Origin of the sequence: Paenirhodobacter sp. (genome assembly GCF_041916475.1) — a bacterium.
In the GTDB taxonomy this organism is placed as follows: Bacteria; Pseudomonadota; Alphaproteobacteria; order Rhodobacterales; family Rhodobacteraceae; genus Rhodobacter.
Map to the genome: position 1 here is coordinate 1 of NZ_JAYRZN010000028.1, position 23,714 is coordinate 23,714.

The window sequence follows — 23,714 nt, forward strand, 5'->3', positions numbered from 1 at the left end:
ATAGGAGGAGCCGCAGACGCCGGCGATGATCCGGCCCACGAACAGCCAGGCGAGCGTGGGCGCCAGCGCATGCAGGACGTAATCCAGCCCGAGCCCGCCGATGGCGAGGAGAAGCAGCGGCCGCCGCCCGACCCGGTCCGACAGCGCGCCCATGAACGGCGCGCAGAGAAACTGCGCCAGGCTGAAGGCCGCGAAGAGCCAGCCGCCATAGCGCGCCGCATCGTCCAGCCCGACATGGCCCACGCTCTCGATCAGGCGCGGCATCACAGGCAGGATCAGCCCGACACCGGCGATATCGATGAAAACCACCAGAAGCGCAAAAATGATGGCGCGACGCGACTGCGGCGCGGGGGACGAAACGGAAGACATGGAAAACCCGTCAGACTGGAAGCAAGCGTTCGGCTAACTCTGGCAAGTCCGCGTAATAATCGAGCAACGCTTCCGGTTCAAGCCGCGCAATCGCCTGCCCCTCGGGCCCGAAGGTGACGAGGACGGAAGCGACACCGGCGGCGCGCGCAGTCTCGCGGTCGGTCGCGGTATCTCCAATCAGGATCGCGCGCGCGGCGTCGCCCCCGGCCCCGGCAACCGCGGCGCGGAACGGCGCCGGATCCGGCTTGCGCACGGGCAGCGTATCGGCGCCGATCAACGCATCGAACATCTCCATCAGCCCGAGCGCCTCCACCAGGCGCCGCGCATGCCATTCCGGCTTGTTCGTGCAGATCGCGGTGCGGAAGCCCGCCGCGCGCAGTGCCTCCACCGCCGGGACCGCCCCCGGATAGGGCCGCGAATGGCGGGCGATATCCTGCGCGTAATGATCGAGCAGCGGCCGGTAATCCGCATCGGCCAGCGCTTCGGGCAGCCCCGCCCGGCCATAGCCCAGCCGCAGCATCGCGCGCCCGCCATGGAAGGCCGTCGGCGCATCGGCCTGCGGGTCCAGCTGATCCGCGAGCCCGCGCGCGCGGAAGCAGGCATTCGCCGCCGCGATCAGATCGGCCGACGTATCGACCAGCGTGCCATCCAGATCGAAGACCACCGTGCGCATTTCCGTTCCCTTCGTAACACCGCGAAAGATAGTGTGATGGACGCAGGCTTGCGGCCAGATACGGCATCGGTAAAACGGCTGGGAGCAGAAGAAAAGGCATTCCCAATGGCCATTGCGCTGATCGTCCTTGCTGCGGGTCAAGGCACCCGCATGAACTCCGACCTGCCGAAGGTGCTGCACCGGCTCGGGGCGGCGCCGCTGGTGGCCCATGCGCTGGCCGCCGGGCGCGCGCTGGAGCCCGAGATCGTGATCGTCGTCGCGGGCCATGGCGCCGAGCAGGTGACGAAGGCGGTGCGCCAGATCGACCCGGAGGTGCAGGTGGTGCTGCAGGCCGAGCAGCTGGGCACGGGGCACGCGGTCGCGCAGGCGCTGCCCGCGCTCGAAGGCTTCGAGGGGCGCGCGATCGTGCTCTATGGCGATACGCCCTTCATCCGCCCCGAAACGCTGGAGCTGCTGGCGCAAAGCCCGGCGGATGTGACGGTGCTGGGCTTCGAGGCGGCGGATCCGGGCCGCTACGGGCGGCTGATCACCCATGGCGCGGCGCTGGAGCGGATTGTCGAATACAAGGATGCATCGGATGAAGAGCGCGCCATATCGCTTTGTAATTCCGGCGTTATATGCTGCGATGCCGGGGTTCTGACGGAGCTCGTCACCGGACTTGGCAATGACAACGCCGCGGGCGAATATTATCTGACCGATATCGTTGCCGCCGCCCGCGCGCAGGGCCTTGCCGCGGCTGTGGTAACCTGCCCCGAGGCGGAGACCCTGGGCATCAACACCCGCGCCGAGCTTGCGCGCGCCGAGACCCTGTTCCAGGCCCGGATGCGCGCTGAGGCGCAGGAAAACGGCGTCACCATGACCGATCCGGCGACGGTGTATTTCGCGCTCGATACCTATCTCGGGCGCGATGTGAGCCTTGGGCCGAATGTGGTCTTTGGCCCCGGGGTCACGGTGGAATCGGGCGCCAGAATCGAGGCTTTCTGCCATCTGGAAGGCTGCCATATCTCGCGCGGCGCGACGGTAGGCCCCTTTGCCCGGCTGCGCCCCGGCGCGGAGCTGGCCGAGGATGTGCATGTCGGCAATTTCGTCGAAGTGAAGAATTCGATCCTGGGTGAGGGCGTGAAGGTCGGACATCTGACCTATCTCGGCGATGCCGATGTGGGCGAAGGCACGAATATCGGCGCCGGAACCGTGACCTGCAATTATGACGGCGTGTTCAAGCACCGCACCACGATCGGCGCCAATGCCTTCATCGGCTCGGATACGATGCTGGTCGCGCCGGTCACGGTGGGCGACGGGGCGCTGACGGGCTCAGGCTCCACCATCACCGAGGACGTGCCTGCGGGGGCGATTGCGCTCGGGCGCGCCCGGCAGGTGATAAAGCCCGGAATGGCTGCCAAACTGTTTCAGATGTTGCGCGCGAAGAAAGGCCGATAAATGTGTGGGATCATTGGAATTCTTGGCCACCACGAGGTCGCGCCGATCTTGGTCGAAAGCCTGAAGCGGCTGGAATATCGCGGCTATGACTCGGCCGGGATCGCGACGGTGAACCAGGGCCGGCTGGAGCGGCGCCGCGCCGTCGGCAAGCTTGCGAACCTCTCCGACCTGCTCGTGCACGAGCCTCTGCCCGGCAAGGCGGGCATCGGCCATACCCGCTGGGCGACCCATGGCGCGGCCACGGTGGGCAATGCCCATCCGCATATGTCGGGCCATGTCGCGGTGGTACACAACGGCATCATCGAGAATTTCCGCGAGCTGCGCGAAGAGCTGGCCGCGGCCGGGCTGCTGGCGGAAACCCAGACCGATACCGAGACCGTGGCCCTGCTGACCCGGATGTACATGGACCGCGGCCTGGCCCCGCGCGAGGCCGCCGTGGCCACGCTGAAGAAGCTGGAGGGCGCCTTCGCGCTGCTGTGGATCTTCGAGGGTGAGGACGACCTGATGATCGCCGCGCGGCGCGGCTCGCCCCTGGCCATCGGCCATGGCACCGGCGAAATGTATGTGGGCTCGGATGCGATCGCGCTGGCGCCACTGACCGACCGGATCGTCTATCTCGAGGAGGGCGACTATGCCTTCGTGACGCGCGCGGGCGTGGAGATCCACGATGCCGATGGCCGCCGGGCGAACCGGGCCGAGGCGCGGATCGACCTGGGCGCCACGCGGGTGGAAAAGGCGGGCTACAAGCATTTCATGGCCAAGGAGATCGCCGAGCAGCCGGTGGTGCTGGGCGACGCGCTGGCCCATTACCTGCCGGGCGACCGCATCAACCTGCCCGAGGGGCTGGATTTTGCCGGGCTGGAGCGGCTGACGCTGGTGGCCTGCGGCACCGCCTTCTATGCCTGTTCGGTGGCCAAATACTGGTTCGAGCAGATTGCGGGCCTGCCCTGCGAGATCGACGTGGCCTCTGAGTTCCGCTACCGCGAGCCGCCGCTGCCCGCCAACAGCTATGCGCTGTTCGTCAGCCAGTCGGGCGAGACCGCCGATACGCTGGCCGCGCTGCGCTATTGCCAGGAGAAGGTCGCCAAGACCGTCGCGGTGGTGAATGTGGCGACCTCCTCGATCGCGCGGGAGAGCGATGTGGCCCTGCCGATCCTGGCCGGGATCGAGGTGGGCGTGGCCTCGACCAAGGCCTTCACCTGCCAGCTGCTGGTGCTGGCGGTGCTGGCGCTGAAGGCGGGCGTGGATCGCGGGCGGCTCTCGCCCGAGGATCTGGCTGGCCATGTAGCGGCGCTGCGCGCGCTGCCCGGGCTGATGAATGCGGCGATTTCCGCCTCCGGCCCGGTGGCGAAGCTCGCCGAGCGGCTGGCCGAAGCGCAGGATATCCTGTTCCTCGGCCGCGGGCCGATGTACCCTCTGGCGCTGGAAGGCGCGTTGAAGCTTAAAGAAATCAGCTATATACACGCCGAAGGTTATGCATCAGGTGAACTGAAGCACGGGCCGATCGCGCTGATAGATCGTTCGGTGCCGGTGATCGTCCTCGCACCGCATGACCGGCTGTTCGACAAGACCGTCTCGAACATGCAGGAGGTGATGGCGCGCCACGGAAAGGTGCTGCTGATTTCCGATGCGAAGGGGCTGGCGGTCGCCTCCGAAGGGGTGTGGGAGGCGCTGAGGATGCCCGAAGTCGCCGAGCCCTTCGCGCCGATCCTCTATGCGATCCCGGCGCAACTCCTCGCCTATCATACGGCGATCGCGAAAGGGACGGATGTGGACCAGCCGCGCAACCTCGCGAAATCGGTGACGGTGGAATAGCGCGCAGGCCTGCGGCTGGTTCGCGACAAAGGCGTCGATAAGGTTGCTGCTGCCGGGCCTCCTGCCCGGCGGCACGGCCTCATCGACGCCACACGCCGTGAGCTTCGGGCCCAGGCGGGAAAGATTGACCTATCCTGACGGATACCGCTTCGGGAAAGGCTGTTTTCCGTTCCATTTCTGGCGCTCCGGGCGCTCTGGAACCCGATCGGACCAGCGCCAACGGAGCGTCGTGCTCTGAAAATATCGGATTCGTATTGATTGCTTGCGCAAGCATGACACCGCACAACGACGCCCCGGAGGCGCAGGCACTCGGATGATCGGGCGTCAGCACATGCATCCGTCAATCGATGTCAGCCTCTGCCTCTGAGAGCCTGCGGAACGTGCTCCGAAACGCGCGGATGGCAGAAAGCGCCAGCGATTTTTACAGGCCACGCCCTGGCCCGGCTCCGGACGATACCGGCGTCGGCGAAAGCCAGCACGGTCCGGCGGCGGGTAGTGGCTTTGCAGGGCTGCGGCCCAATCGGGGACCGACACCGAACCGGTGATACGCCCGGTTTTTTCCTGCCGAATCCAACGGGTTTGGAGGTGGCATGCGACCGGCCCGCCCTGCCAGCACACCGGCATCCAGATCTACAGCCCGGTCCCGATGATGCGCCCGGACAGATCACTCCGGGCGCATCATGGTCTTGTCCAAGTCACCGGCCATTCGCGCCAGCCCGGCATTGATCACGGAGCGCAAAGATCGCTCCGGCCGGACATCCATTCCCGCATGGCAGTATCGGAGCTTGCCATAGCGGACGCGAGCCCGGGCCTCTGCGGACGTTGTCAGCGCTCGCGCTCCGCACCGTTTCGCCCCGGCAAGGTCTCGGGTGGCGACACATCTTCCCGCGAGCCCTCAGGCGCAGTCGCCCCTGCGCCACCCGCGTATCGCTCGAAAGGCCTCCGCAATGCCCGATACCAGAAAAGCGGAACGGCCTCGCACATCCGTGCGTGCGCGTTCGGATGCGTATTTCCCTTTAGCCCTCTGGGAACGCGCAGTGGGCCCCACCTGCCCGGGGCCTGCGCGCGGCGCGCCCACCCCAGACCACCTTCCTGCGCGCGCCTGTGCAGGGTACTCAGCGGCTGCATCCGCCCCGTCCGGAGGCGCACGAAGCCCCTCCACAGATCCTTCATCCGCAGCGGCCCGCTGCCAGCGGCAAAGCTGCCCGGCAGGCCCCACAGGCGCGCTCCTCCAGAAAGGCGAGCAGCTTCGCCCCTGAGCACGGGAAACGGGCACTGTGCCGGAAGCCCGCCCCGCCATCCGCCGCAGCGGGGCCTTCGCCCTTGTCGCATGCCTGCGATCGGGGCATGTTTTCCCGGCCTTTTACCGCACCGATTTCGACCGCCCGCCCGTTCGCCTCCGGAGTTTCCGCCTGATGATCCTCGCCGTACAGGCAGCCATCTTCCTCGCAGTCATCGCTGTCGGCGTTCATTTCAAGGGGGTCTCCATCGGCCTGTTCGGCGGCCTTGGCGTCCTGGTTTTCGTGCTCGCATTCGGCCTCGCCCCGGGCCCCGCGCCGGTATCGGCGATGCTGATCATCCTCACCGTGGTAACGGCGGGCGGCGCGATGCAGCTCGCGGGCGGGCTCGATTTCATGGTATCCCTCAGCGAGCGGCTGATCCGCCGCTCACCCTCCCGGGTAACCTATATCGCCCCGCTGGCGACCTATGTTCTCTGCGCCGGCGCGGGCACCGGCAATGTGTTCTGCTCGCTGCTGCCGGTCATCTACGAGGTGTCCTATACTGCGGGTGTCCGCCCCGAACGGCCGCTCGCGCTCTCGGCGACAGCGGGCCAGCTCGCGCTGGTCGCAAGCCCGGTTTCTGCGGCCACCATCGCCATGGTCGGGCTGCTCGCGCCATGGGGCTTCACGCTGGGCAATATTCTCACGATCGTGGTGCCCGCCTCGGTCCTGGCCATCCTCGTCGGCGCCTTCATCACCAACCGCCTGGGCCGGGAGCTGGAGGACGATCCGGAGTTCCGGCGGCGTTGCGCGGCCGGCGCCATCGCCCCGCAGCCCCTCGTCCGCATCGCGCCGCCCCCGCACCCGGCCGGGAAGCGCTCGGCGCTGATCTTCACTCTGGGGCTCGCGGTGATCATGTTCTCGGGCTTCACCGGCATCAAACCCGCCGTCACCCTCCGTGGCAACCCCGTCGCACTGGATATGGCGCAGTTCATCCAGATGGTCATGCTCGCGACCGCAGCCCTAATCGTGGCGCTGTGCAAGGTCCGCGCGGCGGATATCCCGCGAAGCCCGCTGTTCTGTCTCGGGCTCTCGGCGATCGTCACCCTGTTCGGCGTGGCCTGGATGGCGAGCACGCTGCTCAGCGCGCATGCAGATCTCCTCGCCGCGGCCTTCGACGGCTCCATCCACGACCGCGCGCTGATCCTCGGCGCGGCGCTCTTCGCCGTGGCCGCCGTGACCGCAAGCCAGTCCAGCGCCACGCTGTCGATCATTCCGCTGGGCCTCGCCGTGGGGATCCCGCCCGCCATTCTGGTTGCGCTCTGGCCTGCGGTGATCGGAGTGTTCTTCCTGCCGGTGAACGGCGCGCAATTCGCCTCGGTGGAGATCGACAAGACCGGCACCACCCGCCTCGGCGCCTTCATCATCAACCACTCTTTCCTGCCGCCGGTGCTGATCTGCACCGCCGTCTCCGTCGGCGCGGGACTTCTGATCGCGGTGCTCCTGTTCTGAAGGCCCGCGCCTAGCCCAGCTCCAGATAGCGGCGCAGTTCCCAGGGCGTCACCTCGCGCAGATAATCCGCCGCCTCGAACCGCCGCGAGCGCACGAAATGATCGACGAATACATCGCCGAACAGGGCGCGGGCGGTGTCGCTCGCCTCAAGCCTGTCCGCCGCCGCGATCAGGTCGCGCGGGAAGCCGAGCCCGGGCGGCGGCGCCAGGTCATAGGCGCAATCGGTGGTCTCGGGCGGCGGCTCGGCCGCGGTCTCCACGCCCCAGAGCCCGGCCGCGAGGCACAGCGCCATCGTCGCATGCGGGTTGGTATCGGCCGAGGGCACCCGGAATTCGAGCCGCGTCGCCTGCGGGTCATCGTTGATGATGCGCACCGCGCAGGTCCGGTTCTGCACGCCCCAGCTCGCCCAGGTCGGCGCCCAGGCACCGGGCACCATGCGCTTGTAGGCATTCACGGTATGCGCCGTGAGCACCACCATCTCGGGCATGAGCGCAATGAGCCCGCCCAGAAAATGCGGCGCCGTCTGCGACAGGCCCTGCGGCGCAGACGGGTCTGCAAACACCGGCGCGCCCTGGCGGTCGCGCAGCGAAATGTGGAAATGCCCCGATTGCCCCGAAAGCTCCGGATCGAGCTTCGACATGAACACCGCCGTCAGCGCGTTGCGGGCGAAATAGGCCTTGGCGAAATTACGAAACAGCGCCGCATCATCCGCCGCCCGCATCCCTTCGGCCACCGCCAGCGGCGCCTCGAAGCAGCCCGGGCCGAGCTCGCTGTGCAGGCTGTCGAGCCCGATCCCGAGCGTGGCCATCACCGCGCGCAGCCCGTCGAACAGGGCGCCATGCTGGGCTGCGGATTTCAGCGAATAGGTCCGGTTCGCCTTCGCGAAATGCTCGAGGTTACGCCAGTCCTTCGCGCGCAGGCTGTCCGCGGTCTCCTGCAGCAGGAAGAATTCGAATTCGAAAGCGGCATGCACCGCAAAGCCCATGTCGGCGGCGCGCCCGAGCTGCCTGCGCAGCTGGTTCCGGGGCGAATGAGCGCCGAACGCGCCGGTGAAATCCGCGATGCAGACCCCCGCCCCCGGCCCGAACGGCCATTGCCGCAGGGTCTCGGTATCGATGCTGGCGGGGCGGTCGATATAGGTCCTGTGGTCGTCCCAGGTGCGCTCGGCGCTGTCCCAGGCGTGGATCACGTCGCAAAAGCTGTACCCGGCCTTGGCCAGCTTCGCGGCCTTCGCCGCCGGGACCAGCTTGTGGCAGAAGATACCATCGAGATCGAAGATCCCGAGATGGACCTCCTGCATCCCGGCCTCGGAGAGGGCTGCGGCGAAATCCATCACGCCGCCTCCATCGCAAACCGGCGCAGAACCCCGCGCAGGACAGCAGCGCCGTTCAGCAAGTCCTCGGGCAGGGTCAGCTCGGCCTCATTGTGGCTCAGCCCGTCCACGCTCGGCACGAAAATCAGCGTGCTCGGCACCAGCGCCTGCAGCGCCAGCGCATCATGGCCGGTAATCGTGCGCATCGCGGTCGCGGGCAAACCAAGCGCTTGCGCGACCTCCAGCGTCACCGCGACGCCCTCCGGATCGAGCGCCGTGCCCGCGCGCGCCTCATCGCCCAAGACCTCCTGACCGATGCCCAACGCCGCCACCCCGGGCCCGATCGCGGCCAGAAACCGCGCCCCCACCGCATCCGCCACCGCCAGATCGGGGTTGCGGATCTCGAACCAGACGGTCACGCGGGAGGCGACCACATTCGGGCTGTCAGGCTCGGCCACGATCTTCGCCGCGGACCAGTGCAGCAGCACCTCCGCCGCCTCCGCCTCCAGCAGCCGGTGGAACTCGGTAATCGCCCAGGCCGCCGCCCGCAGCGCATCGCGCCGCCGCCCCATCGGCGTGGGCCCGGTATGCGCGGGCACCCCGGTGAAGCACAGGGTGATCTTGCGCGCGGCCCAGGAGGTGGTGACCGCCCCGATCCGCAAGCCCTTGTCCTCCAGCTCCGCGCCCTGCTCGACATGCAGCTCCAGATAGCGCAGCGGCCGCAGCGGGAAGGGCTCTGCGCCACGAAACCCGATATCCTCCAGACAAGCGCCGAGGCTGCGGCCCATGCGGTCCGCGAGGCCGAGCGCGAAATCGGGCGTGTATTTCCCGGTATAGACGGAGCTTCCGGTCAGGCTCGGCTGAAAGCAGGCGCCCTCCTCGTTGGTCCAGTTGACCACCGTAAGATTGTGCCGCAGCCCCCCCTCCGCCGCCAGCGCCGCCGCCGCATCGAGCCCCGCGAGCACGCCATAGGCGCCGTCGAACCGCCCGCCCGTCGGCTGGCTGTCGAGATGTGATCCGACAAGTACCGTCGTGTCCGCGGCGGGCGCCGTGGCGAAGGTGGCGAACATATTCCCGACCGGGTCGACATGCACCACAGCCCCGCGCTGCTCCGCCTCCTGCGCGAACAGGCGTCGCGCGGCGCCATCTTCGGCGCTGCCGGTCAGCCGCCGCACCCCGCCGCCCGGGCTTCCGCCGATGCCGGCAAAACGGTCGATCATATCCAGCAAAGCATCCGGCATCGGGCAGTCCTTCTGTAGCTCGGCAGGAGCTTAGCCACCCGGGGAGACAGGCACAGAGGGCAGATGCCGCAAGGCAAGAATTGGTGGATCACGAAGCAAGAGCCGCGCCGGGGCCGAAGCGCGCGGCTGCGCAGGGCCGGCCGCGGCAGCCTTCTCCCGTGCTCCGCCGGGGAAATGCCGGTCGCCCAGGCGGACATCACGAAGATGCATAAAAATCCATCGTCACGCCACAGCTTCAGAACCGTCGTTATTGCATTATTGAATATTTTACTATCAATATAGTATGTAACAATCCGAACTTCCGGATGCTGCGCTCAATGAGATCGACTTGGCGATACCCTAGCCCGACCCGCCCCTCCGCAGCAGGCTCCTGCGCCAGGACCACATCCTCGCCGCGCTCAATGAGACGCCTGCGCTACGCGCCTCCGAGCTCTCCCTGATTCTCGGCGTTTCGCACGAAACCATCCGCCGCGACCTAATCGAGCTCGACCGCAGGGGCCTTCTGCGCCGAACCCACGGCGGCGCCGCCCGCCCGTTCCGCAAGAAAGCCCCTCTCGCCGAGCGCCAGAAAATGCATGTGGCGGCGCGACCGCATCGCCGCGCTCATGGCCAGCCGGATCGCCCGCAATGAGGTGGTGATGATCGGCAGCGGCGCCACCGCCTGGCACACAGCCCGCCACATTGCCGCCACCTGCAGCGCCATCACCGCGATCACGAACGACCATACCCTCGCGGCGGCACTGTGCGAGAACAGTGCTATACAGATGATCTGCCTCGGCGGCCGCCCGCTCCCGGCTGAGCGCTATGTCTATCGTCCCCAGACGCTGGTGGAGCTGGGCAGCTATCGCGCCAATTGGGCTAGCATCGGCGCGAGCGGGATTGATGCCGCGGGCGCGCATGACATCGACGATCAGGCCGCCGGCGCCCACCGCGCAATGATCCGGCAGCCAGACCAGACTGCCTTGCTGGTCGATCACTAGAAGTGCGGCAGCCCCGCGCTCGCGCGGATCGCGCCCTGGGTGGAGATCGACGTCCTGATCAGCGACGCAGAGCCACCTGCCGCCATCGCGACCGCGCTGGCGGCTGCGCAGGAAGGCTGAGCGCGTTCAGCCCCCGAGTTCGGACAGGATCCGGCGCATCTGCTGCAACTGATCGCCGCTGAACGTCTCGGCAATGTGCTTTTCATGATCGCCCGACACCTCATGCAGCTGCCGGCACATGGCGACGCCCGCGCCCGCAAGCGCGACCCGCACCTTGCGGCGGTCCTTCTCATCGGGCACCCGGAACACGAGGTTCTCCCGCACCATCCGGTCAATGATCTTGGTCAGCGTGGCCGGTTCGACCAGAACCCGCTCGGCCAGATGCCCCATCGCCATCGGGCCATCCTGCTCCAGCGACTTCAACACACGGAATTGCTCGACCGCGATGCCGCCGGGCTGCAGCCGCTTCGCCAGATCTTCCTCGATCAGCCGGTTGGCGCGCGCAATGAGATAGCCAAGCTGCTCGGTAAACTTCTGATCCGCCATGACAATATCCGTGACATATCCGTATTACACGTTACGATAGTAGCAGTTTCAAAAAGGTAAAGCCACGGCAATCGAAAAGTCCTGAAAAACTGTGCCCCTGCATCAACAGGGGCAGGCATATCCTCCCGCCAGATCCTCGCCCGCGCTCAGGCGATGAAGGTATCGCGCACCTGAAACTGCACGCCATCCGCCTCGGCCAGACGGACCCGCGCATCGGCATCGCTGCGCCCGATCAGGCGGTAGGCGCTGTCGCGCGGCAGCCGGGCGCGTAAGAACCGCGCCATCAGATGCCCGTCCACGCGCCCGATCTGGCGCGCCAAAGCCGCCACCAGATAGATCGCATCGTAGCAATTCACGGCATTCGCGGTCATGCCGGGCCGGTCGCCGGAAAAGCAGCTTTCGTATTTCTCGGCCAGCGCGTCGCGGCCAAGGCCGCGGCTGCTATCGAAATAGGCCTGCGCGGCGAACAGGTTTTCGGAATATTCCTCAGACACCCCGAGCAGCTGGGTTTCATCGAAAGCCAGGTTCAGCCGCATCGTGCGGCGGCTCAGCCCGGCTTCGGCAAAGGCGCGGTTGAAGCAGACCGAATCCTCCCCCAGCATCGCCACCACCACCACATCCGGCCGCGTACGCTCGATCCTCTGCAGCGTCTCGGTATAGTCGCGCAGCCCGAACGGCAGGAAGGCCTCGCCCATCAGATCGCCACCGATCATCCGGATCGCATTCTCCGTGGTGCCATGGGCCACGCGCGGCCAGATGTAATTGTTGCCCACGAAGAAGAAGCGCCGCGCCCTGCGGTGGGTGCACATCCACTCGAGGCTTGGGATCAGCACCTCGCCATCGGTGATGCCGAGGGTGGCGGTGCCGGGGCCGCAAAAGCCGCCTTCGTAATGCGGGGTATAGATATAGGGCGCCAGCCCGCCGATCCCGCGCCGCACCGCCGGGCGCAGATCGCTCGATTGCAGGCCGATCACCGCATCCACATTCTCGTCGATCGCGAGGCGCTGCGCCGCATGGAAGGCGCTCCGCGCAGTCTCGCCGGAATCCACATGGACGATCTCGATCTCGCGGCCAAGCACCCCGCCACCGGCATTCAGCTCCGCCGCGGCAAGGATCGCCCCGCCCTGGCACCCGAGTGTCCAGAGCCCCGCCAGCCCGTCATGTGAGAGGATCAACCCGATTTTCATGGACCAAACTTTGCAAAAGTTGGGAACCCTCGCAAATCCTGTGCAGGTTCCCTACCGCTCCACAATTCAAATGCACATTCTTTGATCAGCTTTATCGGGCCAAAGACACAAATTCACCGTCCCTTACGTTCGGATCGTTATTTTATTGTCTGTTTCTTTTGTTTCCTTTTCTATTACCGTCAAGGAAACAAACGAGGATGCCATGAACGCGCCGACCAAACCCGTGAACCTGTCCACGCGAGCGCTCCCGGATCTGTCTTTGCTGGAAATCAGCGCCGTCATCGCGCGTGGCGCCGCGACGCCGCTGGAGGTGACGGAGGCGGTGCTCGCACGGGTCGATGCGCTCGATCCGAAGCTCTCGGCCTATATCGCGGTCTCGCGCGCGCATGCGCTCGAAGCCGCGGAAACCGCGACCCGGGAGCGCGCGCAGGGGCTGGACCGCGGCCCGCTGCATGGCGTCCCGCTCGCGCTGAAGGATCTGTGCGAGACCGATTTCGCCCCGACATCGGCCGGGCTCGCGCTGCTGCGCGGCCATGAGACCGGGCGCAACGCCACCGTCACCGCGCGCCTGCAGCAGGCCGGCGCGGTGATCCTCGGCAAGCTCGGCATGACCGAGGGCGCCTATTCGGGCCATCACCCCGATATGCCGGTGCCGAAGAACCCCTGGAACCCGGCCTGCTGGGCTGGCTCGTCCTCCTCGGGCTCGGGGGTTTCGGTGGCGGCGGGGCTGTGCTTCGGCGCGACGGGATCGGATACCGGCGGCTCGATCCGGTTCCCCTCCGCCAGCTGCGGTATCACCGGCATGAAGGGCACCTGGGGCCGGGTCAGCCGCCATGGCGTCTTCGCGCTCGCAGACAGCCTCGATCACGTCGGGCCGATGGCGCGCACCGCGGCGGATTGCGCTGCGATGCTCACGGCGATGGCGGGTGCGGATCCGGCCGATCCGACCGCGCTGACCGCGCCGGTGCCCGATTACCTCGCGGCCTGCGCCGGGCCCATCCGCGGCGTCCGGATCGGGCTGGACCGGGCAGCCGTGCTCGAGGCCGCCGCGCCCGAGACCGCCGCCGTCCTTTCCGATGCGCTCAGTGCTCTGGAGGCGCTCGGCGCGGAAATCGTGCCCATCGCCTTCCCCTGGCCGGGCGACTCCACCGAGCAATGGTCGGTGCTCTGCGCCATCGAAGTGGCGCTGGCCCATGCCGGGCGCTTCCCCGAACAGCGCGCGGGCTATGGGCCGCAGCTGACCTCGCTTCTCGATTTCGGCCTTGGCCTCGGCGCGAAGGATGTGGGCGCCGCGCTGCAATGGCGGCTGGTTTACAACGGGATGGTCGCGCGGGCGATGGCGGGGGTGGATATGGTGATCCTGCCGGTCACCGCAGCCCCCCTGCCGGAGATCGACAATCCTTACGGCGCCCCCTCCGCCGGCCCCTCGAACGAGAACCTCGGCGATCTGCTGAAATTCACGGCACCCGCCGATTTCACCGGCTATCCCGCGCTGACCCTGCCCGGCGGCTTCGATGGCCGCGGCGCGCCGATCGGCTTCCAGCTGATGGGCAAGGCGCTCTCGGAGCCGCTGCTTTTCCAGGTGGGCGCCGCCTTCCAGCGCATGACCGACTGGCACACCCGTCGCCCCGACCTCGCGCCCTTCCAGAGCTGAGCGATGCACCGGATCGACATCACCGCCGAGATCCGCGCCCGCGCCGCACACCGGCGCGGCGCACGGAGCTTCCTGAGCCGCCTGGACCCTGCGACCACCGCGCATGTGGTGATCGACCTGCAGAACGGCTTCCTGCGCGAGGGCGCGCTGCTGGAGGTCCCGCAGGCCCGCGCCGTGGTGCCCGCGGTCAATGCCATTTCGGCCGCGCTGCGGGCGGCGGGCGGAAAGGTCGCGTTCACCCGCTTCGCCTGGCTGCCCGGAGACCCATTGGCCTGGCGGCTGTTCTACGAGCGGTTTCTGGACCCGGCCGAAGCGGAGGAGCAGCAGCGCGTGTTCGCGCCCGGCGCGGCAGACCTGCAGCTCTGGCCGGAGCTCGACGTGGCCGAAGCGGATTTCATCACTGACAAGACCCGCTACAGCGCCTTTACCGAGGGCACTTCGGAGCTGCCGCGCTGGCTGCGCGAGCACGGGATCCGCACGCTGATCATCACCGGCACGCTCAGCAACTGCTGCTGCGAATCCACCGCGCGCGACGCGATGCAATATGGCTATGAGGTGATCTATGTGGCCGATGCCAATGCCACGCTCAGCGACGCCGAGCACAATGCGACGCTGGTGAACATGCTGACCCTGTTCGCCGATGTGGCTTCCGCGGAGGAGGTGATCGCGGCGCTCGGCAGAGCTAGCTGAGCCGCGCGCGCAGCGCATGGAAGGCGCGGTCGAGCGCGCCGCCGCTCGCGGCCGCGATCCGCACCATGGTGCCCGCGCCGCCGCGCAGCGCCCCCACCGCCGCATGGCAGCCGGGCAGATCGAGCGCCCCCTCCGGCAGCCCCGCCCCGCCAATCACCAGCGCAGAGCCGAAGGCCACCGGCGCCCCCGGCAGCGCGCGCAGGCGCAGAAGCTCGGCCTCGGACACCGCCTGCCGGTCCTGCAGCAGCACCCGGCCCTCCGGATCGCTCACCCGCAGCGCGCTCTGCCACAGCCCGCCCATATCGGGCGCATCGGGCCGCTGCCGGCAGAAGCCGTCGAACAGCACGGCCCGCCCCCCGAGCTCCAGGCACAGCTCGATGCGTTGCTCCATGCGGGCGCCCGGCATCAGCACCACCGGATCGGGCACATGGCGCAGCAACGCCCCCGCCGCCACCCGCAGCCGCCAATCGGCCCGCCCGGCACGGGGCGCGCGCGCATCGGCATGCACAAGAAGCGCGCCCGCGCTGATCAGATCCACCTGCGCGCCGGGCAAAAGCTCGATCCGGTGGCGCCAGTGATCGCCGGGCAGCAGCGCCGCCCCCGCGCATTGCGGCAGCACCGTCAGCGGCCCGAGCACGCCCGCCCGCCGGTAGCCGCGCGGCAAGGACCACGGCCACTCCACATGGCGCGACACGATCGCCGTGCCGCCATCGGGCGCGATCCCGAAGCCGAGCGCCACCTGCGGGCGCTCGGGCACTGCTGCGCGCGTCATTTGAACAGGACCTCGCGGCGCAGATGGGCCACCACGTCGGCCACGCCCTGCCCGGTGCGGCACACCGTCGGCAGCACCGGCGCGCCGCCCCGCACCCGCTCCGCCTCCTGCAGCATCACCGGGAAATCCACCCCCACATAGGGCGCGAGATCCACCTTGTTGATCACCAGAAGGTTCGATTGCAAGATCCCCGGCCCCTTCTTGCGCGGGATGTCGTCGCCCCCCGCCACGTCGATCACGAACATCCAGAAATCCACCAGATCGGGCGAGAAGGTGGAGGCCAGGTTATCCCCGCCCGATTCCAGCAAGATGAGATCGAGCCCCGGATAATCCGCCTCCAGCCGGTCCGCCGCGGCCATGTTGAGCGTCGGGTCTTCGCGGATCACTGTATGCGGGCAGGCCCCGGCCTGCACCGCGCGCACCCGGTCGGGCGGCAGCTGCCCGCCCCGGCGCAGCCGCTCGGCGTCCTCGTCCGTCACCAGATCGTTGGTGATCACCGCAGTGTCGATGCCCTGACGCGCAAGCTCGCCCAGCATCGCCTCGATCAGCGCCGTCTTGCCCGAACCCACCGGCCCGCCGATCCCTACCCGTGCCGCCGTCATCGCAGGAAATACCTCCGCGCGAGAGGAACATTGTCGGCCGGCTCCACCACCAGGGGCACGCCGTCCGCCGTGGCCGCGAAGGTCTGCGGATCCACCTGCACATCGGGCAGCGCCGCGTTGCGCAGCATGTCGCGCTTACTGAGGGCGCGCACCGAGCGGATCTGCACGAAAGCCTTCTGAACGCCGAGCTTCGCATGGGTGCCCGCCTCGATCGCGAGCCGCGACACGAAGGTCACGCCCAGGCGATGCTTCGCCGCCCCGAGCGCGCCCCACATCGGCCGGTGCACCAGCGGCTGCGCGCCCGCGAAGCTGCCGTTGCCATCGCCCATCGTCGCCCAGACGATGGTGCCGCCCTTGATCACCAGATCGGGCTTCGCGCCGAAAAAGGCGAAGGGCCAGAGCACGATATCGGCCATCTTGCCCGGCGCGATGGTGCCCACCTCATGGTCGATCCCGGCGGCGATGGCCGGGTTGATCGTGTATTTCGCGATATAGCGCAGGATCCGCTCATTGTCGGCGCGCGCGGTCTTTTCCTCGGGCAGCCGGCCCACGCGGTCCTTCATCACCGAAGCCAGCTGCCAGCATTTGGCCACGTTCTCCGCCAGCCGCCCCATGCCCTGGGTATCGGTGGCGAAGATCGAGATCGCGCCCATGTCGTGCAAGATGTCCTCGGCCGCCATGGATTGCGGCCGGATCCGCGCCTCGGCGAAGGCCACATCCTCCAGCAGATCGAAGCTCATCATATGCGCGAGCATCGTCATCGGCACCCCTTCCTCCAGCGCAGAGCGCGTGAACGGGTTGGTGGGGTTCGTGGAGGAGGGCAGCACATTGGCAAAGCCGTTCACCGCGAGGATATCGGGCGCATGGCCTCCGCCCGCGCCCTCGGTGTGATACATATGGATGGTGCGGCCCGCGATCGCGGCCATGGTATCCTGATAGAAGCCGAATTCGTTGATCGTGTCGGTATGCAGATGCACCGAGAAATCGGCCCGGTCCGCCGCGCTCAGCGATCCGTCCAGCACCGCCGGAGAGGCGCCGAAATCCTCGTGGATCTTCACCCCGAGCGCCCCGCCCGAGACGCTCTCGGCCACCGCCTCCGGGTCCGAGCAGCCGCGCCCGAGGAAGCCGAAATTCAGCGGGTATTCATCCGCGGCCTGGATCAGCCGCCCGAGCGTGTTCGGCCCCGAGCAGCTCACATCGAAATTCGGCCCCGGCGACATCCCGATCATCGTCGTCGTACCGCCCGCCAGCGCATGCCAGGATTGCTGGGGCGAGAGGAAATGCGCATGCGCCTCGATCGCGCCCGCGGTGACGAAATGATTGTCTCCATGGACCACGGTGGTATTGGGCCCGGTCACCAGATCCGGGTCCACCCCCTCCATGATATCGGGGTTGCCCGCCTTGCCGATGCCCACGATCCGGCCATCGCGGATGCCGATGTCACCCTTCACGATGCCAAGCTCCGCGTCGATGATCACCGCATTCTGGATCACCATGTCGAGCGCGCCCGCCGCCGCCGTTCCGGTGGTGCGGAAGCCCTCGCCATCGCGCATCACCTTGCCTGCGCCGGTGGTCAGCTCGTCGCCGTAATGGGTGTGGTCGGCCTCGATCTCCGCCAGGAGGGAGGTATCGCCCAGGCGCACCATGTCGCCCGCCGTCGGCCCATAAAGCCGCGCATATTCCGCCCGCGTGAGCTTCATTCCAGATACCCCTTCTCCCGCGCCCGCGCCATTGCCGCCGGCAGCCCCCCCGCGACCGGCCCTTCGGTGAGGCCCGCAAAGCCATGCACCACCCGCAGCCCGCCATAGGGCACCAGCGTGACCTCCTTCTCGATCCCCGGATCGAAGCGTTCGCCGCCGCCCGAAGGCCGGTCCAGCCGCATGCCGAAGGCCGCCTCGCGGTCGAATTTCAGCGCCCGGTTCACCTCGAAGAAATGCGCATGGCTGCGCACCTGGATGGTGCGGTCGCCGCTGTTGAGCACGGTGATCACCCGCCGTTCGCGCCCGGCATTCAGCTCGATCTCGCCCTCCGCCGGGATCACCTCGCCCGGGCGGATTTCGCCCGCGGCGGGCTGGATCGGATCGAAGACGGTGACGAGCTTCGTCCCCTCCGTCATCGACACTTCGACCGAGAAGGTGTTGAGCAGGCTGGCAACGCCCGGCTCCACCTGCTCGGTGCGCAGCACGCTCGCCGCATGGCTGACGATATCGGCATGGCTGTAGCCCAGCCGCGCCACGGTGAGCAGCTCATCGGCCAGAAGCGCCACCGCCTCCGGATGCGAGAGCCGGATGCCGAGGCGCAGATAGCGCCGCGCCAGCTCGGCCGCGGTGAAAATCGTGAGCCGTTCGGCTTCGGTCGGCGTCAGATGCATGGGATCCTCCCTCAGTTGACGAAGAGCCGCCCCGCCCGGGGCCGCATCAGGGCGATATCGGAGAGGGGCGCGAAGCCCGCGGGCAGCGCATCCGGCTCCGGCACCTGAACCAGCTCGGCGATCTCGGGGGCGAGGGCCGCAAGGTCGCGCTGCATGGCAATCGCGCCCACGGCCCCGAGCCGCACCGCAACCGAATAGGCCCCGCGCGCCATGCCGAAGCCCGAGGCCGCGAGCGCCGAAGGCAGATCGAGCCCCGCCACCGCCAGCAGATGCCCATGCACCACCGCAAAATGGCCGGTGCCATCGGCCTCTGCCGCAACAGCCCCCGGATCGAGCGCGATCCGCAGCGCCCGCGCCGAAGCAAAAAGCGCGGCCCCCGCCTGAACCGAGTCCTGCCGCGCGCGCTCTACCGGCATCAGCGTGTCCACCTCTGCAAACCAGCCCCGCAGCGCCGCGCCGCGCAGACGGAAGCCGCCCGCGAATGCGATCCGCTCGGCGCGGAACCAGCGGCCATGCAGCTCCGCGCGGACCCAGTCCCTGAGGCCATGCGGATCGGCCCGGCCTTCGGCCAGCGCCCCCTCCAGCCCCCAGGAGAAGGCGAAAACGCCGCTTGGAAAGCCACTGTCGGCGAATTGCAGCGCGCGCAGGACCGCGAGCGGGTCCGCGCTCATGGCGGATCCTCTATGGTGAAGCGCGCAAGCCCCGCCAGATCGCGCAGCCGCTCTCGGTAGCGCGCCTCGGGCCCATCCAGCACCACATCCATCCAGCCCGGGCCAAACACCACCTTCCAGTGCAGGTTGCCGCACCAGTGCCCGAGCCGCAGCGCATCCGCCACGGTTGCGGGCACGAGCCGCATCCGCGCGCCGCCGTCGATCCGCGCCACGATGGCCAGCCCGTCGCGGCAATAAAGCACCGATCCATCCATCAGCATCTGGTCGCGCGGCAGCGCGATCGCGCAATCGCGGCCGCGATCGGTGGCGATGCGGAAGCGCTTGCGCGCGGCCTCCGCCTCCGGGATCGAGACCTGCTCCAGCCCGCCCAGATGCTCGAGCGCATGCAGCCGGTCGTGCCAGTCGGCATCCTTCGCGTGCCCAAGCACACGCTCGAGCATCAATGGCCCGTCCATCCATCTTCTCCCTCCAGGCCCGCCCCGGCCGGAGCCGGGGCGAAGGCGCTCAGAACTGTTTCCAGTCGCCCGATTTCTCGAAGGCATCGCCCAGCGTGTAGAGCGTGCTTTCGTCCCACATCTTGCCCACCAGCATCATCCCCACCGGCAGGCCATCGACGAGGCCGCAGGGCACCGAGAGCGCCGGATGGTGGGAGATGTCGAAGGGCGCGGTGTTCTGCAGGATCTCGAAGCCGCGCTGGATGATCAGCTCGCGCGAGGCATCCGGCCCCGGCAGCGGGGTCGCGAGCTTCGGCACGGTGGGCATCAGCAGCGCATCGTAATCGGCCAGGACCGCATCATAGGCCGCGCGGAGCGTCGCGGTCAGGTTGAAGGCCTTGCCATAGTAGCGCTTGCCGTACTGGTCGTCGGCGAACTGGGCAAACAGCATGCCGAGCTTCAGCGTCTCCGAGAGCTCATCCGCCCGCTCGCGCCAGCCGCGGTGGAAATCCATGAAGCTGGTGACATAGAGATCGGGCCGCGACGTGCCGTAGCCATCGCCGAGCATCATCGTCTGTGTCAGGCCCTGCAGCCCGATCGGGGTCCAGATCGCCGGGCCGTCGAGGTGGATCGGGATCGACACCTCTTCCACCGTCACGCCGAGATCGGCGAGCCGCTTTGCCGCCTCGCGCACCTTGGCATCCACTTCCGGCTCGGATTCCGGATGGCCGAAGCCCTCCTTCAGGATCGCGACCTTCATCCCCTTCACCGGCTTGCCGAGCGCCTCCGTATAGGCGGAGACCTTCACGTCGATCTGGCGGCTGTCATAGCCATCGGGGCCGGCCAGAACCTCCAGCATCAGCGCATTGTCGGCCACCGTGGCGGTGATCGGCCCGGCATGGTCGATGGTGATCTCGATCGGCACCACGCCGGTATAGGGCACGAGGCCGTGGGTGGGTTTCATCCCCACCGTGCCGCAGAAGGCCGAGGGCATCCGGATCGAGCCGCCCTGATCGCCGCCGATGGCCATATCCACCTCGCCCTTGGCGACCAGCGCCGCCGAGCCCGAAGAGGAGCCGCCGGCCGAGCGCGTCGGATCATGCGGGTTGCACACCGGGCCGAGCGCCGAGGTATGGCTGCCGCAGGACATGCAGAAGCACTCGCAATGCGCCTTGCCGAGGATCGTCGCCCCCGCATCCAGAAGTCGCGTGACCAGCGTCGCATCCACGTTCGGAATGTAGCCCTCGAGGGTGGAGGAGCCGTTCATCATCGGCACGCCCGCGAGCATCACATTGTCCTTCAGCGCGACGGTGCGGCCCTTCAGCTTGCCCTCCGGCGCGCCCTGAACGGTGGATTTCACATACCAGGCGTTCAGCGGGTTGTCGGCCAGCGGCGGCTGCACGCCCGGGGTGCGGGGGTATTTCACCTCGGGCAGCGGGTCGATCATCCGGTCGACCTTGTTATAGGCCGCGACATAGCCCGCCATCAGCCCCTTGAAAGAGGCGATATCCGCCTCGGAGAGGCTCATGCCCAGGCGTTCGGCCACGTCGGCCAGCTGGGCGTCATTGGGAAGCTTGACTGCCATGATAGGCTCCTTTGCTTGCGCGGCCGCGCCGCGCGGTTTTCGTGCGCAGGCAGGCCTGCGCTGGCTGTCTTGCGCGGGGGAGGCCCCGCGCGGGGGGTGTCCGGGAATGGCGCGGGCCATGCGGGGACGGTCCCTGCCGCAGGCGCGGCAGGGGAAGGCGGTTCGCCGGTTATCCGGGTTCAGGCGGTGAAGCCCATGAAAGCACTGACCGAGCGCGAGTCGGTCAGCTCCGCGCGCGGGATCTCCTTTTCCAGGACCCCGTTGGAAATCGCATAGACCCGCTTCGACAGGCCCGCGATGAATTCCAGGTTCTGCTCCACCAGCACGATGGTGATGTCGATCTTCTGCGTCAGCGCGGCCAGCGTTTCGGAGATCTCGTCGATGATCGAGGGCTGGATCCCCTCCGTCGGCTCATCGAGCAGCATCAGCTTCGGCCGCCGGCACAGGCAGCGCGCGAGCGCAAGGAGCTGCTGCTCGCCCCCCGAGAGCGCCCCGCCGCGCCGGTCGAGCAGGCGCTTCAGCCGCGGGAACAGCTCCAGCATCTCCTCCACCGTCTGCGAGACCACGGCCGCACTGCCCGGAATGCCGACCTGCAGGTTCTCCTCCACGCTCAGGTTCGGGAAGATCTGCCGCCCCTGCGGCACCAGCCCGATCCCCATCCGCGCCCGCGCATTCACCGAAGCGCCGAGGATCGACTGCCCCTCGAAGCGGATATCGCCGCCGGTGACCTTCACATAGCCCATGATCGCGCGCATCAGCGTGGTCTTGCCCATGCCGTTGTGGCCGAGCACCCCCACCACCTCGCCGCGCGCCGCGTGCATGTCGACCCGGTGCAGCGCGGGCACCAGCCCATAGGCCGCCGACAGGCCCGATACCTCAAGCAGATGCGACATTGGCCTGTTTCCCCAGATAGATTTCCTGAACCTCGCGGTCGGCCATGATCTCGTCGATCATCGCCTCGCGGAAGATCGCGCCGCGGTTGAACACGGTGACGAATTTCGCGATCTGCCGGATGAAGACCATGTCGTGCTCGACCACGATCACCGCGGCCGAGCGCGCCGATTCCAGAACCAGCCGCGCCAGCCGGTCGCGCTCTTCGCCGGTCATGCCCGCGGCGGGCTCGTCGAGCAGGATCAGCGCGGGCTCCGCCGCCAGCACCATCGCAAGCTCCACCAGCTGGCGCTGACCATGCGAAAGATAGCCCACCTCGCGCTTCGCCAGATGGGTGATGCCACAGCGCTCCAGCGTCCGTTCGGCGAGCTCCTTCGCCTTGCCCGCCATATGCTTGCGCCGCGACGAGAGCCGGACATTCTCATAGACCGAGATCCCGTCGAACACATTCGGGACCTGGGTCTTGATGCCGATGCCGAGGTTGACGATGTCGTGGGTGTTCCAGCCCGTCATCTCCTGGCCCTTGAAGGTCACGCTGCCCGCGGTGGGGGTCAGCTGCCCGGTGAGGCATTTGAAGAAGGTCGATTTTCCCGCCCCGTTCGGCCCGAGCAGGCAGCGCAGTTCGCCATCCTTCAGGTTGAAATCCACCTTGTCGACCGCGGTGACGCCGCCGAACTGCATCGTCAGGCCCCGGGTCTCGAGGATATTGCTCCACTCATTCATCGGCCTTGCCTCCGGTCTTCTTCTGGCGGCGCAGCGTCCAGGCATCCACGATCAGCTTCTTCAGCGTCGGCACGATCCCCTTGGGCAGGAGCAGCACCAGCACCATCATGATCGCGCCCAGCACCGCGAGGCTGTTCAAAAGCTCCATCGTGCCCAGCTGCAGCGTGAGCCATTGCAGCATGATCACCCCGATGATCGGGCCGACCAGCGTGCCCACCCCGCCCGCCATCACCCAGACCAGCGCCTTGGCCGACATTTCCATGCTGAAGGCGTTCGGGTCGATGAAGGCCTGATACGTCGCCCACATCGCCCCGGCGAGCCCGGCAATGCCCGAGCCGATCGCGAAGACGATCAGCTTGTGGCGGCGCACGTCATAGCCCAGCAGCGCGGCGCGGGTCTCGTTCTCGCGGATGCCAACGGAGACCCGGCCGAAATCCGAGGCGATGAGAAACCGCAGCCCGATATAGACGAGGATCAGGAAGGCCATGAACACCTGGAACATCTGCACCGGGTCCAGCACCGCATCGGGCTCCCCGGGAATGTTGATGCCCGGGATCGAGGGGATGCCGTTGAAGCCGCCAAGACGCGCGGCGCCAATGGCATATTCGGGCCCTGCGGTATGGTTCGCAAGCTTCCAGAACAACAGCGTGACCACCATCGTCACCACGCCGAGATACACGTCCGAGAGCCTGCCGTAGAAGATGAAGTAACCAAGCGCCGCGCCGAACAGCGTCGGGATCACGAAAGACAGGATCAGCGGGATCGTGGTCTCGCCCATGTTGATCGAGGCCACCGCGAAAGTATAGGCGCCGAGGCCGAAGAAGGCCGCCTGGCCGAAGCTCAGGATACCCCCGAAGCCCCAGATATAGCCCAGCGACAGCGCAAAGACGGCCAGCACCACATATTGGGTGATCTGCATGATGGTGAACATGTCGAGCAGCACCGGCAGCACCAGCATCGCGGCGATGCCGATCGCGACCATGACGTAGAAGCCGGGATCCCGGAACACAGACTTTTCCATCTGTGGGT

22 protein-coding genes and 1 pseudogene are annotated in these 23,714 nt (G+C 67.6%); 7 read left to right on the forward strand and 16 right to left on the reverse strand.

The window, feature by feature from the left end; all coding sequences use genetic code 11:
- Together ACOMG5_RS12305 and ACOMG5_RS12310 are read right to left on the reverse strand one after the other, a co-directional pair.
- On the reverse strand, positions 1 to 309 hold a 309-nt coding region (locus ACOMG5_RS12305), incomplete at its 3' end, for an MFS transporter (protein WP_420344099.1).
- A 70-nt stretch (positions 310 to 379) separates the two neighbouring features.
- Positions 380 to 1,042: an HAD-IA family hydrolase gene (locus ACOMG5_RS12310; protein WP_420344100.1), complete on the reverse strand. Its 663-nt coding sequence runs from the start codon at positions 1,040 to 1,042 to the stop codon at positions 380 to 382.
- A 105-nt stretch (positions 1,043 to 1,147) separates the two neighbouring features.
- Between ACOMG5_RS12310 and glmU the strand changes: the two genes are divergently transcribed.
- The 3 genes from glmU to ACOMG5_RS12325 all read left to right on the forward strand — a co-directional run bounded on the left by glmU (position 1,148) and on the right by ACOMG5_RS12325 (position 7,026).
- On the forward strand, positions 1,148 to 2,479 hold the full coding sequence (gene glmU / locus ACOMG5_RS12315; RefSeq protein WP_420344101.1) for a bifunctional UDP-N-acetylglucosamine diphosphorylase/glucosamine-1-phosphate N-acetyltransferase GlmU: 1,332 nt from the start codon (positions 1,148 to 1,150) through the stop codon (positions 2,477 to 2,479).
- Complete coding sequence (glmS, locus tag ACOMG5_RS12320) at positions 2,480 to 4,294, forward strand: glutamine--fructose-6-phosphate transaminase (isomerizing) (protein WP_420344102.1); 1,815 nt, start codon at positions 2,480 to 2,482, stop codon at positions 4,292 to 4,294.
- A gap of 1,415 nt (positions 4,295 to 5,709) precedes the next feature.
- Positions 5,710 to 7,026, forward strand: coding sequence for an anaerobic C4-dicarboxylate transporter family protein (locus ACOMG5_RS12325; protein ID WP_420344103.1), 1,317 nt, complete (start codon positions 5,710 to 5,712; stop codon positions 7,024 to 7,026).
- A gap of 10 nt (positions 7,027 to 7,036) precedes the next feature.
- On the opposite strand, the gene ACOMG5_RS12330 is transcribed toward ACOMG5_RS12325, so the two are convergent.
- Both ACOMG5_RS12330 and ACOMG5_RS12335 read right to left on the reverse strand, forming a co-directional pair.
- Positions 7,037 to 8,359 (reverse strand): glutamine synthetase family protein, encoded by a 1,323-nt coding sequence (locus tag ACOMG5_RS12330; RefSeq protein ID WP_420344104.1) that lies wholly within the window; start codon positions 8,357 to 8,359, stop codon positions 7,037 to 7,039.
- The gene (locus tag ACOMG5_RS12335) at positions 8,359 to 9,579 is read right to left on the reverse strand and encodes an allantoate amidohydrolase (protein ID WP_420344105.1); all 1,221 of its coding nucleotides are present in this window, start codon (positions 9,577 to 9,579) and stop codon (positions 8,359 to 8,361) included. The genes ACOMG5_RS12330 and ACOMG5_RS12335 overlap by 1 nt, the downstream gene beginning before the upstream one ends.
- Positions 9,580 to 9,964: 385 nt before the next feature.
- Between ACOMG5_RS12335 and ACOMG5_RS12340 the strand changes: the two are divergent.
- Positions 9,965 to 10,051: pseudogene (locus ACOMG5_RS12340) on the forward strand (DeoR/GlpR transcriptional regulator); the annotation flags it as partial.
- Between the two features lie 103 nt (positions 10,052 to 10,154).
- On the forward strand, positions 10,155 to 10,559 hold the full coding sequence (locus tag ACOMG5_RS12345; RefSeq protein WP_420344106.1) for a hypothetical protein: 405 nt from the start codon (positions 10,155 to 10,157) through the stop codon (positions 10,557 to 10,559).
- 126 nt (positions 10,560 to 10,685) lie between these two features.
- On the opposite strand, the gene ACOMG5_RS12350 is transcribed toward ACOMG5_RS12345, so the two are convergent.
- Entirely contained in the window at positions 10,686 to 11,105 is a 420-nt protein-coding gene (locus ACOMG5_RS12350; protein WP_420344107.1) for a MarR family winged helix-turn-helix transcriptional regulator, read from the reverse strand.
- Positions 11,106 to 11,251: 146 nt separating this feature from the next.
- Positions 11,252 to 12,292, reverse strand: a complete 1,041-nt coding sequence (locus ACOMG5_RS12355) for a substrate-binding domain-containing protein (protein WP_420344108.1) — start codon at positions 12,290 to 12,292, stop codon at positions 11,252 to 11,254.
- A 202-nt stretch (positions 12,293 to 12,494) separates the two neighbouring features.
- Here ACOMG5_RS12355 and ACOMG5_RS12360 point away from each other — a divergent pair, with 202 nt between their 5' ends.
- The gene (locus ACOMG5_RS12360) at positions 12,495 to 13,946 is read left to right on the forward strand and encodes an amidase (protein ID WP_420344109.1); all 1,452 of its coding nucleotides are present in this window, start codon (positions 12,495 to 12,497) and stop codon (positions 13,944 to 13,946) included.
- Positions 13,947 to 13,949: 3 nt separating this feature from the next.
- A complete protein-coding gene (locus tag ACOMG5_RS12365) occupies positions 13,950 to 14,636 on the forward strand; it encodes a cysteine hydrolase family protein (RefSeq protein WP_420344110.1) in 687 nt (228 codons plus the stop codon).
- On the opposite strand, the gene ACOMG5_RS12370 is transcribed toward ACOMG5_RS12365, so the two are convergent.
- The 10 genes from ACOMG5_RS12370 to ACOMG5_RS12415 form a co-directional block, all read right to left on the reverse strand.
- Positions 14,629 to 15,408 carry an urease accessory protein UreD gene (locus ACOMG5_RS12370; protein WP_420344111.1) on the reverse strand — a complete coding sequence of 260 codons (780 nt, stop codon included), beginning with the start codon at positions 15,406 to 15,408 and terminating at the stop codon, positions 14,629 to 14,631. The two genes, ACOMG5_RS12365 and ACOMG5_RS12370, sit on opposite strands and share 8 nt — an antisense overlap.
- Positions 15,405 to 16,010: an urease accessory protein UreG gene (ureG, locus tag ACOMG5_RS12375; RefSeq protein WP_420344112.1), complete on the reverse strand. Its 606-nt coding sequence runs from the start codon at positions 16,008 to 16,010 to the stop codon at positions 15,405 to 15,407. The genes ACOMG5_RS12370 and ureG overlap by 4 nt, the downstream gene beginning before the upstream one ends.
- Positions 16,007 to 17,710, reverse strand: a complete 1,704-nt coding sequence (gene ureC / locus ACOMG5_RS12380) for an urease subunit alpha (RefSeq protein ID WP_420344113.1) — start codon at positions 17,708 to 17,710, stop codon at positions 16,007 to 16,009. The genes ureG and ureC overlap by 4 nt, the downstream gene beginning before the upstream one ends.
- A complete protein-coding gene (gene ureB, locus ACOMG5_RS12385) occupies positions 17,707 to 18,381 on the reverse strand; it encodes an urease subunit beta (protein WP_420344114.1) in 675 nt (224 codons plus the stop codon). The genes ureC and ureB overlap by 4 nt, the downstream gene beginning before the upstream one ends.
- A gap of 11 nt (positions 18,382 to 18,392) precedes the next feature.
- Positions 18,393 to 19,052, reverse strand: a complete 660-nt coding sequence (locus ACOMG5_RS12390) for an urease accessory protein UreF (protein WP_420344115.1) — start codon at positions 19,050 to 19,052, stop codon at positions 18,393 to 18,395.
- Positions 19,049 to 19,507, reverse strand: coding sequence for an urease accessory protein UreE (locus ACOMG5_RS12395; protein ID WP_420344116.1), 459 nt, complete (start codon positions 19,505 to 19,507; stop codon positions 19,049 to 19,051). Before ACOMG5_RS12395 ends, ACOMG5_RS12390 begins: the two co-directional genes overlap by 4 nt.
- 49 nt (positions 19,508 to 19,556) lie before the next feature.
- Positions 19,557 to 21,071, reverse strand: a complete 1,515-nt coding sequence (locus ACOMG5_RS12400; RefSeq protein ID WP_420344117.1) for an amidase — start codon at positions 21,069 to 21,071, stop codon at positions 19,557 to 19,559.
- Positions 21,072 to 21,250: 179 nt separating this feature from the next.
- Positions 21,251 to 21,964 (reverse strand): ABC transporter ATP-binding protein, encoded by a 714-nt coding sequence (locus ACOMG5_RS12405; protein WP_420344118.1) that lies wholly within the window; start codon positions 21,962 to 21,964, stop codon positions 21,251 to 21,253.
- Complete coding sequence (locus ACOMG5_RS12410; protein ID WP_420344119.1) at positions 21,948 to 22,685, reverse strand: ATP-binding cassette domain-containing protein; 738 nt, start codon at positions 22,683 to 22,685, stop codon at positions 21,948 to 21,950. The genes ACOMG5_RS12405 and ACOMG5_RS12410 overlap by 17 nt, the downstream gene beginning before the upstream one ends.
- Complete coding sequence (locus tag ACOMG5_RS12415) at positions 22,678 to 23,706, reverse strand: ABC transporter permease subunit (RefSeq protein ID WP_420344120.1); 1,029 nt, start codon at positions 23,704 to 23,706, stop codon at positions 22,678 to 22,680. Before ACOMG5_RS12415 ends, ACOMG5_RS12410 begins: the two co-directional genes overlap by 8 nt.
- Between the last annotated feature and the right edge of the window lie 8 nt (positions 23,707 to 23,714).